This is a genomic window from Corynebacterium sp. HMSC061H03, from assembly GCF_001838215.1.
Taxonomy (GTDB): Bacteria; Actinomycetota; Actinomycetes; order Mycobacteriales; family Mycobacteriaceae; genus Corynebacterium; species Corynebacterium jeikeium_D.
This window is the reverse complement of record NZ_KV836075.1, coordinates 15,198-27,842: the sequence shown is the minus strand read 5'-3', so window position 1 is coordinate 27,842 and position 12,645 is coordinate 15,198. Positions and strand designations below refer to the sequence as shown.

Genomic DNA, 12,645 nt, shown 5'->3' with positions numbered 1-12,645 from the left:
GGCAGTGAATCGTCGACGAATTGAGGTTTCCCACTGTGGCTGAACGTCTAGTGGTCAGAGGCGCCCGCGAGCATAACCTGCAGGGTGTTGACATCGATTTGCCCAGAGACAAGATGGTGGTTTTCACCGGTCTGTCGGGGTCGGGTAAATCGTCACTGGCATTTGACACAATTTTCGCCGAGGGCCAGCGCCGTTACGTGGAGTCGCTGAGCTCCTATGCGCGCATGTTCCTGGGGCAGATGGAAAAGCCCGATGTAGAGATGATTGAGGGGCTCTCGCCGGCGGTGTCGATCGACCAGAAGTCGACGAACCGCAACCCGCGCTCGACCGTCGGAACCATCACTGAAGTGTATGACTACCTGCGTCTGCTCTACGCGCGCACCGGTACTCCGCACTGTCCGACCTGTGGGGAAGTAATCTCCTCACAGACTCCACAGCAGATCGTCGATCAGGTCATGGAAATGCCGGAGGGCACCAAATTCCAGGTCCTCGCACCCGTCGTGCGCACGCGCAAGGGTGAATTCGTCGACCTGTTTGAACGCCTCGCATCCGAGGGCTACGCGCGTGTCATCGTCGATGGTGAACTGCACCGTCTGACGGATCCGCCGAAGCTGAAGAAGCAGGTCAAGCACGACATTGACGTGGTCATTGACCGTCTCCAGGTGAAGGAGTCGCAGCAGCGCAGGCTCACCGATTCCGTCGAAACGGCGCTTCTGCTTGCCGACGGCGTCGTGGTCATCGACGCCGTCGGGCTAGAGGCGGACGACCCGCGTCGAACCCAGCGGTTCTCGGAGAAGATGGCCTGCCCGAATGGGCACCGTATTGCTATCGATGAGTTGGAGCCACGGTCGTTTTCCTTTAACTCGCCGTATGGTGCGTGCCCGGAGTGTGACGGTATCGGTACCAAGCTGGAGGTGGACACGGACCTGGTGATTCCAGATCCGTCGCTGCCGACGATTGAGGCGATTGCGCCGTGGCGGCAGACGCTGAACAAGAAGTACTTTGAAAAACTGGTCGAGGGCCTCGCCACCGAGATGAGCTTCGACCCGACCACGCCTTTTGAGGAACTTACAGCGCCGCAGCGCAAGGCCCTGCTGCATGGTTCCAGCCATAAGGTCACGGTGCGTTACCGCAATCGGTATGGCCGCACTCGCCAGTACACCGCACCTTTCGAAGGCGTGATGCCGTACCTACACCGCAAGCTGTCACAGGCGGAGAGCGACTCTCAGAAGGAGCGTTTCCAGGGGTACATGCGTGAGGTGCCGTGCCCGGCATGTAGCGGTACTCGTTTGCGTCCGGAGATTCTTTCGGTGACGTTGGATTCGGCGGAGTTCGGGCAGAAGAATATTGCCGAGCTGACAGAGCTATCGGTTCACGATGGCTCGGCATTCCTGAATTCGCTGACTCTGGGCAAGCGCGAGGAAATGATTGCCGGGCGTGTTCTGCGTGAGGTGCAGGCTCGTCTGAAGTTCCTGCTTGACGTTGGCCTGGATTATCTGTCCCTGTCTCGTTCGGCAGGCACGCTGTCCGGTGGTGAAGCGCAGCGAATTCGTCTGGCCACTCAGATCGGCTCGGGGCTCGCAGGCGTGCTCTACGTCTTGGATGAGCCCTCGATTGGTCTTCACCAGCGTGATAACAACCGTCTAATCAAGACTCTGAAAAACCTGCGCGACCTGGGCAATACCTTGATTGTGGTCGAGCATGATGAGGACACGATTCGCGAGGCTGATTGGCTGGTCGACATTGGGCCAAAGGCCGGTGAATACGGTGGACAAATCGTTTACCAGGGTGAACCGTCTGGCATCGTTGACTGCGAGGAATCACTGACAGGTGCGTATCTCTCGGGTCGTCGGGTGTTGGCGGTGCCGGAGAACCGTCGTGCGATCGATAAGTCGCGCATGGTGACGGTCAAGGGCGCTCGCGAAAACAACCTGAAGAAGATCGACGTGAAGTTCCCCCTCGGCGTGTTGACCTGCGTTACGGGTGTTTCCGGGTCCGGCAAGTCCACCTTGGTCAACGAAATCCTGGCCAAGGTGATGAGCAACGAGCTCAACGGTGCTCGTCAGGTGCCGGGTCGACACAGCCGCGTGGAGGGGTTGGATCAGCTGGACAAGCTGGTGCAAGTTGATCAGTCGCCGATTGGTCGCACCCCGCGTTCCAACCCAGCGACGTACACCGGTGTGTTCGACAAGATCCGCAATCTCTTCGCCGAGACACAAGAGGCCAAGGTTCGTGGCTATAAGCCCGGTCGATTCAGCTTCAACGTCAAGGGCGGCCGCTGTGAGGCGTGTAAGGGCGACGGCACCATCAAGATTGAGATGAACTTCCTGCCGGACGTCTATGTGCCTTGCGAGGTTTGCCACGGCGCGCGCTACAACCGCGAAACGCTGGAGGTTCGTTACAAGGGCAAGACCATCGCTGAGGTTCTGGACATGCCCATCTCCGAGGCAGCGGAGTTCTTCGAGCCGATTCAGTCGATTGCGCGTTATCTCAATACGCTTGTCGACGTCGGCCTGGGCTATGTCCGTCTCGGGCAGGCGGCAACCACGCTCTCGGGTGGTGAGGCTCAGCGCGTGAAGTTGGCCAGTGAGCTGCAGAAGCGCTCCAATGGCCGGACGGTCTACATCTTGGATGAGCCGACCACGGGGCTGCATTTTGAGGACATCCGCAAGCTCATGTTGGTGTTGCAGGGCCTGGTGGACAAGGGCAACACCGTCATTGTCATTGAGCACAATTTGGATGTCATCAAGTCTGCGGATTGGATCATCGACATGGGGCCGGAAGGCGGCTCCGGCGGTGGCACCGTGGTTGTAGAGGGCACGCCGGAGGATGTCGCGAACTGTTCCGGCTCCCACACCGGGCAGTACCTGAAGCCGCTGCTTAAGTAGCTTAGGTAGTCGGCTCGTTTCCGTCGGAAATTCCAGGACCGCCGGTGCGGGTGAAGCCTTCCAGTCTGTCAGCAGCGGGGTTGGCATTGGCAGCGTCGGCAGCGTCGGCAGCGTCAGAATCGCTAGCGGTGGCGTCACGGTCCGGTGCCGCCGGCTCCTCGGCACTCTTCTGCTTCGCCCCGGAGACCGCCATGGCCAGCAGAATCAGACCACAGCCGAGGAACGCCAAGGCGCGGATAACGCCATCGAGCGTTGCCATGTCGTAGAAGATCAGCTTGACGATAGACAGCGCCGCAATCGTCAAACCCGCTGCCAGTCGCGCCGGAATGTGGTGGAACCTCTTCGATAGCACCAGCATGCCGGCAATCGTGGCCCAGAAAATACTCAGCAACATGTGTGCGGCGTTGAAGCTCACGCCAATAGTCGTGAGCAGCACGATAAATGGCATACCCAGTGCAGCCAGGCCAATCAGTGCAAAAGCTGGCGGTAGCTGCGACCTCGCTGCCGTCACGGCCAGGCCGACGTCGGCGCACAGCAGGAACAACAGCGAAAGCATTTCTGCCCACGTTGCCGAGTAATCAGCTGCAGCACCGGCATTCAACGCTGCGGGCAGGATGTAGAGGTGTACTACCGTTGCGCCGAGCAGCCAGGTCAGTGCCGCAATCTTTGTATATGGTGCCACGGCATCCCGGGTTGGTTCAGGAGCCTGTAGTCGTGCGCCAATCGCGCCGTGCTTCGGTGCTGTGGCCAGCGCCCAGACAAAGAGCGCGGCACCGATGGAGATTGGGATGAGACCCCAAGTGTGGGGTCCAGTATCGGCTCCTGAGCTCCTTTCCGGGCCCGCCACCGCGAGCGCTAGCCAGGGCAGAATTGCCGTGGCCAAGGCCAATGGGGCGAGATAGCGGAAGATGGCACGGTTCCAAAGGAATACTGCAGCAATTGCGATGAACAGCACGAATCCGCCGTAGAACAGCAACCAGAGGCTGGAGGTGGACTGTGTGGCGTTGACCGTTGGGACTGCAGCTACAACCGGAGTCGAGAAGGCAACTACTGACGTGATGGTGACCAGATCGTCTTCCCAGGTGCTGGTTTCCGAAGGCTCGTCGTCAAGCTCGGGAGTGAGTTGGCGAGCCATCGCCAGCGGGCCGAACTGGGCAAACGCGAAAAGGGCAATGGTGAGTGCGGCGATTGCGGGCATCACCAGTGCATTGTTGGTCGTGATTACGCCGATGAGAACGTTTGCGCCGAGCAGGAATGCGACTACGTACTTCCGGAAGGGGACGTTCAGGAGGCAGACGATAGCGGCGATGACCATCAGTTGAAGGGTGATTTGCGCGAGCGAGGAGCTCAGCGGGCGGGCGTGGAAGTTGAGGCCGATCGTCGCCCACAGCATTAATCCGGTGTTGATTGTGATTGTCCACGCCGCGGTTGCACTCGACTTCGTCCACCGCGCGCCGTATAGACCGACTACGGCGAAAGGCAGCATGATGACCAGCGTCGCCGCCACCGGAATCCAGTCGAGGAGGTAGGACATCGACATCGTTGTCAGGTGCGCAGCGGCTAGTGATGTCGCAATCAACGCCGTCACGCCAGCAGGCGGTGCTTGACGACGGTGCGCTCGCACAGCTGCGACCGCGAGCACGGCGGCCAACAAGTAAGCCAGGACCACACGACCGGCCGGTCCGATCAGGCCGGATTGGATTGCGACCGCGACGAAAAATGCGATACCGGCAGCGGTGATGAGACCACCGAAGATGGCGATGATTCTGATGATTGCCTTCTCGTTGCGCCACCAGGGCTCGCGAGGTTCACGCGGTGCCTCTGGCAGCTTCGGTGGCGGGGTGGAGTCTGTGGGAGAAGACTGTGGCGAGGGAGAAGACTGTGGCGACTTCGAATCCCGCCGCCATTGGTGGGCAGAGGGGAAGCCAAACATCGGCTGCGCAGCTGCGTCGCTCTGTGGCAGGGGAGCTGGTTGATTCCGCCAGTCCGCTTGTGTTGGCGGTGGTGGCACCTGTATCTGCTGAGACTGCTGGGGATACTGCGGTGTGGCGAGCGTCTGCTCAGCCTGCGGTTCCCAACGGGGAGGAGGTGCCTGCTCTAGTGGCGGACTGGGCGCTGGCGGCGGTTGCGGATTGTGTTGATGTGCCCCTTGAGGTGCAGCATGGGGCGGCGCTTGAGGTACCGGCGCAGATTCCGCTCCCGTAGTGTGAGGCGCGTGCGGTCCAGTCGGCGCTTGCCCGCTTGCCTGAGAAAGGCGCACCTGCCAAGTACGGGTGAGCTGAGCCAGCCGAAGCGAGCTGGCCTCCAAATCTGCCAGAGCATGGGAAAGCTCTGAGACGGAGTCGCCGGTCAGGACAAAATCGCCGGTCGGTGGCTTGTCGTATCGGGCGGAATGCTGATTAGGATCGGTGTTCTCGGCTTTAGGGCCAAAGCCGTTGGAGCCAGTATTCATGGTGACGACTTTAATCGTGTTTGGCCTAAAAACTATGGAGAGAATCTACCAATCTGATTACAATTCGGATTGCACTTTTTTGACGCTTGGTATCGCGTCGGGTGCCGATGGTGAATAACCCGGAGTGAGAGCCGGTTTTGGTATGCGAGAACAGCTGTGTTAACATCTCGTCTACGACCGCCAGAATGCGATGCTTGCTGCCTTCGGGGAGCATTTAGTTGCATTCGGCAGCGAAGAGGATTTAAGTCCCACCCTAGGTGCGCCAAAGAATTACGGTAGCGCCGGGGTCCACCCTAATCGGTGATGTCACATCGCACGATTGGAAGGCGTCCTTATACAGTGTGTAGTAATCCGCTGTAGACGCGTGGCTTTTCTTCCTTTCCCGCTTGCTATCGCGGTTTGAAACGAAGATTGTTCAGGTTCAACCTAGGAGGCCACATCAGCGCTGAAGCTCGTATTAACGAGGATATTCGAGTACCGGAAGTCCGCCTTGTAGGACCGAATGGTGAGCAGGTGGGCGTTGTCCGCACCGGTGACGCACTCAAGCTCGCTTACGAAGCAGACCTTGACCTGGTTGAGGTTGCTCCGCGAGCAAAGCCGCCGGTCGCCAAGATTATGGACTACGGCAAGTTCAAGTACGAACAAGCCCAGAAGGCACGCGAGGCTCGAAAGAACCAGCAGCAGACTGTGGTCAAGGAGCAGAAGTTCCGTCCGAAGATTGATGACCACGACTACGAAACCAAGAAGAACAACGTTGTTCGTTTCTTGGAGAAGGGTTCGAAGGTCAAGGTCACGATTATGTTCCGTGGCCGTGAACAGTCTCGTCCAGAACTGGGATTCCGCCTGTTGGAGCGTCTGGCCGCCGATGTCGAAGAGTACGGCACCGTCGAGTCTCGCCCGAAGCAGGACGGTCGCAACATGACTATGGTCCTGGGGCCGGTTCGGAATAAGGGTAAGAAGTAACCGACCTGACCAGAAATGGTTGTAAACGAGATTTTTGCGCCACGAGCGTCAAAGATCGGTAGGGGAGAGTTTTAACATGAAGCAGAAGACCCACAAGGGCACCGCAAAGCGCATCAAGGTTACCGGTTCCGGCAAGCTGCGCCGCGAGCAGGCTAATCGCCGCCACCTCCTGGAGGGCAAGCCGTCCACTCGTACCCGTCGCCTGAAGGGCACCACGGACGTTGCTAAGTCGGACGTCAAGCGCGTCAAGCGTCTGCTGGGCAAGGCTTAGTTTTTCAAGCCTCGTCCCAGGGCAATCGCCCTCTTAATTTCACTAGTTCTTAAAGACAACGAAAAGGAAGTATCACCGTGGCACGTGTGAAGCGGTCTGTTAACGCTAAGAAGAAGCGTCGCGAAGTTCTCGATTCCGCAAAGGGCTACCGTGGTCAGCGCTCCCGCCTGTACCGCAAGGCCAAGGAGCAGATGCTCCACTCCAAGACCTACGAGTTCCGCGATCGCCGCCACCGTAAGGGTCAGTTCCGTCGTCTGTGGATTCAGCGCATCAACGCTGCTGCCCGCGCTAACGACATCACCTACAACCGCTTCGTCCAGGGCCTAAACCTGGCTGGCGTTGAGGTTGACCGTAAGAACCTGGCTGAGATGGCTGTCAACGACCCGCAGGCATTCGCTGCTCTGGTCAAGGTCGCTAAGGACGCTCTGCCGGAGGACGTCAACACTCCTGCTGCTAAGTAAAGCAGCTACGAGGTAACTCGTACGTAGCGTCGGCAAGCGCCTGCTTACTGGCAGTGTGCCTGCCAACATCTTTGAAAAACCACCGTCGATTGGGTTAACGAATAACCTCGGCGGTGGTTTTTCGTATCCGCACTGGCTTGCTGGCGGTTATGAATCCCGAGCCGCATCACTAGGATTAATCACTATGAACTCTGCGCTGTACTTCAACGACGAGCCGTTTACTCCTCGCACTCCGCGAGTCTCGGCGGCTATTCAGCTCCACCGTGCGGCCAAGCGGAAGAAGGCCGGTCGCTTCCTCATTGAGGGCTTCAATTCCGTCGATGCAGCTATCCGCGCAGAGGCTGTCGTGGAAATCTTCGTCACCGCTGCCGCCGCCGAGCAGTTCCGAGAGCTGCTGACGGGGTATCTCGAATCTGGGACGCAGCGTAAGTCTGTTTCGCTTATCGACGACTCCGCCGCCCGCTCTTTGAGCGAAACTGTCACCACCACCGGACTCTTCGCCGTCTGCGACACCAATGCGGTGTCCACTTCGTTGGAAGAGGCCATTGAGGTTGGAAAGCAGTCCGGCTGTTTGGTGATTCCGGTGGAGTGCAATGACCCGGGTAATGTCGGCACGATTGTGCGTATGACTGATGCTCTCGGAGCTGGTGCGGTTATCCTTGCTGGCGATTCGGTCGATCCTTTGAACTCTAAGGCTGTGCGTTCCTCGGCAGGTTCTGTTTTTCATACCCCTGTCGCACGCGAGCGCGATATTGATGTCGTTATGGAGAAAGTCAGGGAAGCGGGCTTTACCACCCTCGCCACGGCGATGGATGGCGCTCTCACTCTCGGCGTTGATGCGCTTCCCGACGGTCCCGTCGCCTGGCTTTTCGGCAACGAAGCACATGGCCTGTCGGAGGAGATTACGGCCTCGGCGGGGGCAAGTGTGTCCATCCCTATTAAGGGCGAGGCGGAGTCGTTGAACCTCGCCACCGCAGCGGCCATGTGCCTGTGGGAGACGGTCCGGGGTAAGTAGGAAACCTCGATGGTGAGGTGCGTGCACGTGTGCAGTTATCCTCGACTATGATTGTTCCATCACAAGAACTGATAGTCCTATATAGAAGTGGTTGACACGTGAGCGATTCGCCAAATCCTATCGATCTTTCCGAGGACGCCCTCCAGGCGGCTGCGCAGAAGGCCACGGATGCCTTTGATGCTGCCGGCAATCTGGATGAGCTTTCTGCCGCCCGCCGTGAGCACTTGGGGGATGAAGGGTACATTCCACAGGCTCGCCGCGCGCTGGGCTCCATTCCGAAGGCTGAGCGCAAGGATGCTGGTCGTCGCGTAAATGTTGTTCGCGGAGCCGTCGAAAAGCACTATGCTGAGCGACTTGCGGTGCTGGAGGAAGAGGAAAACGCGCGTCGTCTGGTCGCGGAGCGTATCGACGTGTCGGTGGACACCACGCGGGGCCAGCGCGGCGGCATGCACCCAATTACCATTCTGTCCGAGCAGATCGGTGACATCTTTGTGGGCATGGGCTGGGAAGTCGCCGAGGGCCCAGAGGTCGAAGCCGAGTACTTCAACTTTGACGCACTGAACTTCCTGCCGGATCACCCGGCTCGTACTCTGCAGGATACTTTTCACATTGCGCCGGAAGGATCCAAGCAGGTGCTGCGTACGCACACCTCGCCGGTTCAGGTTCGTACTCTGCAGTCGCGTGACCTGCCGATTTACGTTATCTGCCCGGGCCGTACCTTCCGTACCGATGAGCTCGACGCCACCCACACGCCAGTCTTCCACCAGGTGGAGGGACTGGCCGTGGACAAGGGGCTGACCATGGGGCACCTGCGCGGCACGCTGGATCACATGGCAAAGGCGCTGTTCGGTCCGGAGACCAAGACCCGCATGCGCACTAACTACTTCCCGTTCACGGAGCCGTCCGCTGAGGTCGACGTCTGGTTCCCGAACAAGAAGGGCGGTGCCGGCTGGATCGAGTGGGGCGGCTGCGGCATGGTCAACCCGAACGTGCTGCGGGCCTCTGGCATTGACCCGGAGGTGTACTCGGGCTTCGCGTTCGGCATGGGCCTGGAGCGCACCCTGCAGTTCCGCAATGGCCTGACCGACATGCGCGACATGGTCGAAGGCGACGTCCGTTTCACGCAGCCGTTCGGTATCCGCGGCTAATTCACTGACCTACAGATTAGGAGTTTTACTTACATGTTCATTCCACAGTCGTGGGTCACTGAAATCGTTCGCGGCCCAGAGAACACCATCAACCCGGACTGGTCCGTCACCCCGGACGAGCTGGATGAGGGCTTTGTCCGCGTTGGTTTTGAAACCGAGGGGCACGAGCCGCTGGAGAAGGTCGAGGGGCCGCTGGTTTTCGGCCGCGTCGACCACATTGAGGAGCTCGAGGGCTTCAAGAAGCCAATTCGCTTCTGTCAGGTCAATGTCGGTGATGCCAATGGCACCGGCGAGCTGCAGGAGATTATCTGTGGTGCCCGCAACTTCGAAGAGGGCTCCATTGTTATCGTCGCGCTGCCGGGCTGCGTGCTGCCGGGTGGGTTCGAGATTTCCGCACGGAAGACTTACGGCAAGGTTTCCAACGGCATGCTCTGCTCCGAAGCTGAGCTGGGTATGACCGATTCCTCCGCCGGTATTCTGACGCTGCCGTCGGCCCCAGCTGAGCTGGGTTCGTGCGCCAAGGAATTCATCGGTCTCGATGACGAGAAGTTCGAGGTCAACATCACCCCGGACCGCGGTTACGCGCTGTCGGCCCGCGGTCTGGGCCGCGAGATCTGCTCCGCCTTCAACCTCGACTTCGCCGATCCAGCCAAGGTCAACGAGCTGCCGGTCGAAGGTGAGGTCCTGAACGTCACTATCGACGAGGACACCGACACCCGCCGCTTTGGTCTGCGCCGAGTCACCGGCATCGACCCGAACGCCGAGACCCCGTGGTGGATGCGTCGCCGCCTGCTGCTGGCTGGTCAGCGTCCGGTCAACGTGGCCACGGACGTCACCAACTATGTGATGCTACTGCTCGGTCAGCCGATGCACGCTTTCGACGGTTCCAAGATCGCTGGTGGCCTGCACATCCGCAACGCTAAGGCCGGCGAGACTCTGACCACCCTCGACCACGTGGACCGCAAGCTCGACCCGGCAGACGTTGTCATCTGCGACGACAATGGTATTCAGTCGCTGGCCGGCATCATGGGTGGTCTCACCTCCGAGATCGCCGACGACACCACCGATGTGGTCTTCGAGGCCGCCAACTGGTCGCCGCTGCATGTCTTCCGCAGTGGTCGCCGCCACAAGCTGAGCTCCGAGGCTTCACGACGTTTCGAGCGCGGCGTGGACACCGCTCTGGTCGAGCCGGCTCTGAATCTGGCCTGCCAGCTGCTCGCTGACATCGCCGGCGGCACTATCGACACTGGTCGCACCCTGCTCGGTGAGGTTGCCACCATGCCGACTATTGACTTTGCCGTCAACCGCGCCAGCGAAGTTGCGGGCGTTGATTACCCGCGTGAGACCGTCATTGGACGCCTGCGCGAGGTCGGCTGCGAGGTCGTCGACAACGGTGACCGCCTGGCTGTCACTCCGCCGACCTGGCGCTCCGACCTGACCATGTCCGCTGACCTGGTTGAGGAAATCCTGCGACTGGAGGGCCTGGAAGACATTCCGGTTATCCTCCCAATCGCCCCGGCCGGTCGCGGTCTGACCGAGCGTCAGCTGCGTCGTCGCTTCGTCGGCCACGCGCTGGCTCACAATGGCTACCTGGAGATTCTGCCGACACCGTTCATTGCCAACGATGTCTTCGACGTCTGGGGCCTGGACGCTGATGACCCGCGTCGTAACACCGTCAAGGTCATCAACCCGTTGGAGTCCGACCACGCTCAGCTGGGCACGACTCTGCTGCCGTCCATGCTTGAATCGCTGAAGCGCAATGTTGCTCGCGGCCAGGTCGACCTGTCGCTCTACGGTGTGGAACAGGTATCCATCGAGCGCGGTAACGGTGTCTCGCCGATGCCATCTACCGCGGGTCTGCCGAGCGAGGCCGAGCGCGCCGAGCTGCTGAAGTCGCTGCCGGAGCAGCCGCTGCACGTCGCCACTGTCGCCTGCGGTCGTATCCGCCTGGATAGCCCGTGGGGTGACGAGGCCGCGTACACCGTCGCCGACGCCATCGAAGCCGCGCGCATTGTTGCCCGCGCTGCCAACGTCGAGCTGGAGATCCGTAACGCTGAGGTGCTGCCGTGGCACCCGGGCCGCTGCGCTGAGCTGCTTGTCGACGGCGAGGTCGTCGGCCACGCCGGTGAGCTGCACCCGAAGGTGTGCAAGGACGCTGGTCTGCCGGAGCGCACCTGCGCGATGGAGATTAATCTCGATGCACTGCCAGTGACGGAGCACCTGCCGGCGCCGGTACTCAGCCCGTTCCCGGCTGTCCACCAGGACGTCGCGCTTGTTGTCAGCGATGAGGTCTCCGCCGCAGAGGTGGAGAAGACTCTGGTGGAAGGTGCCGGTGAGCTCCTCGAATCCATTCGTATCTTCGATGTTTACCGTTCCGAGCAGATGGGCGAAGGCGTTCGCTCACTGGCGTACTCCCTGCGTTTCCGCGCACCGGACCGTACGCTGAAGGAAGAGGAAGCTTCCGCGGCTCGCGAGGCGGCCATTGAGCTGGCCACTACCCGTCACGGCGCTCAGCTGCGTGGCTAAAAGGGGAGACCACAGGGAGAGATACCCATGATTGGCATCTTGCGGCACCGCGGCAACAGGCTGAATAGCGCAGAGGCACGAGAGCAGCGCGTTGGAGCGCGCGCGGTGAGCAGCGCGAAGCCTCCGGCGACTGTGGCTGCAGCTGCTGTCACGGCAGGTCTGTTGCTCACCGGCGCGCCGAGTGCGGCTGCGCTGGTTGGCGGGGAGGCTGCTGCGCCTAGTGTGGCGGCGGACTCCGTGGTGTCAATCATGGTCCAGACCAGTCCCCATACCGGAAACTTTTGCACGGGAACTGCAATCGCCCCGCAGTGGGTAATGACCGCCGCCCACTGCGTGCGTGATGTCCCGCAGCAGGCTGGGGAAGTAGAGGTCGGTTTCGGTCAGGATTCCCACCGTGTTCCTATCGATAGCTGGGAAATTGCACATACCGGTGACGTAGCGCTTGTTCACCTTGCGGGCGACGCAGCTCTTCCGGGGTATCCCGCAATGGAACGTCGTCAAGCGTTTTCGGAGCAAGAAACGACAGGCACGGTCTATGGGCGATCGCTGCTCGGCGATGTTGCGGATGGCTCGCTGCCGTCGGCGACCGTCACCGCTTCGATGTGTCCGGTGAAGTATCAACAGTGCGTGCGGGAAGACTCGGTGTTGGCGCGCATGGAGCGACCCGCGGCGTTGCAGGTAGGCGATTCGGGCGGACCGCTCTTTATCGACGGCCAGCTAGCGGCGGTGTTCTCGGGCGCGGTGGCTTTTGATGGCAGCGTGGCACCGGAGGAGTCGGGTTACTATCTCTACACCACGACGTCATCGGTGGCGCAGTGGGCAGATGGCGTGATGAGGCAGGAGCCAAGCGTCGTAGTTGAATAGTCCGGCGTTGAGTAATCCGGCGTGCTGATTGAATGACCGGCTCGGCGAACGAGATGT

Annotated in this window: 9 protein-coding genes; 8 read left to right on the top strand and 1 reads right to left on the bottom strand. The window is 60.3% G+C overall.

Annotated elements, in window-relative coordinates; genetic code table 11:
- Nucleotides 1–35 precede the first annotated feature (35 nt).
- Nucleotides 36–2,888, top strand: coding sequence for an excinuclease ABC subunit UvrA (uvrA, locus tag HMPREF2787_RS06895; protein ID WP_070858867.1), 2,853 nt, complete (start codon nt 36–38; stop codon nt 2,886–2,888).
- Nucleotide 2,889: 1 nt separating this feature from the next.
- Here the strand turns inward: uvrA and HMPREF2787_RS06890 are convergent, their stop codons facing one another.
- Nucleotides 2,890–5,340: a DUF2339 domain-containing protein gene (locus HMPREF2787_RS06890; RefSeq protein ID WP_070858866.1), complete on the bottom strand. Its 2,451-nt coding sequence runs from the start codon at nt 5,338–5,340 to the stop codon at nt 2,890–2,892.
- Between the two features lie 411 nt (nt 5,341–5,751).
- On the opposite strand from HMPREF2787_RS06890, the gene infC reads away from it, so the two are divergent.
- The 7 genes from infC (at nt 5,752) to HMPREF2787_RS06855 (ending at nt 12,588) form a co-directional block, all read left to right on the top strand.
- Entirely contained in the window at nt 5,752–6,303 is a 552-nt protein-coding gene (gene infC / locus HMPREF2787_RS06885) for a translation initiation factor IF-3 (RefSeq protein ID WP_005511730.1), read from the top strand.
- Nucleotides 6,304–6,379: 76 nt separating this feature from the next.
- Nucleotides 6,380–6,574 carry a 50S ribosomal protein L35 gene (gene rpmI, locus HMPREF2787_RS06880; protein WP_005511726.1) on the top strand — a complete coding sequence of 65 codons (195 nt, stop codon included), beginning with the start codon at nt 6,380–6,382 and terminating at the stop codon, nt 6,572–6,574.
- A gap of 77 nt (nt 6,575–6,651) precedes the next feature.
- The gene (gene rplT / locus HMPREF2787_RS06875; protein ID WP_070858865.1) at nt 6,652–7,035 is read left to right on the top strand and encodes a 50S ribosomal protein L20; all 384 of its coding nucleotides are present in this window, start codon (nt 6,652–6,654) and stop codon (nt 7,033–7,035) included.
- Between the two features lie 184 nt (nt 7,036–7,219).
- Complete coding sequence (locus tag HMPREF2787_RS06870; RefSeq protein WP_070858864.1) at nt 7,220–8,050, top strand: TrmH family RNA methyltransferase; 831 nt, start codon at nt 7,220–7,222, stop codon at nt 8,048–8,050.
- A gap of 98 nt (nt 8,051–8,148) precedes the next feature.
- Nucleotides 8,149–9,198, top strand: a complete 1,050-nt coding sequence (pheS, locus tag HMPREF2787_RS06865; RefSeq protein ID WP_070429629.1) for a phenylalanine--tRNA ligase subunit alpha — start codon at nt 8,149–8,151, stop codon at nt 9,196–9,198.
- 33 nt (nt 9,199–9,231) lie between these two features.
- Nucleotides 9,232–11,724 (top strand): phenylalanine--tRNA ligase subunit beta, encoded by a 2,493-nt coding sequence (gene pheT / locus HMPREF2787_RS06860; RefSeq protein WP_070603173.1) that lies wholly within the window; start codon nt 9,232–9,234, stop codon nt 11,722–11,724.
- A gap of 27 nt (nt 11,725–11,751) precedes the next feature.
- On the top strand, nt 11,752–12,588 hold the full coding sequence (locus HMPREF2787_RS06855; RefSeq protein ID WP_070603176.1) for a trypsin-like serine protease: 837 nt from the start codon (nt 11,752–11,754) through the stop codon (nt 12,586–12,588).
- The last annotated feature ends 57 nt before the right edge of the window (nt 12,589–12,645 follow it).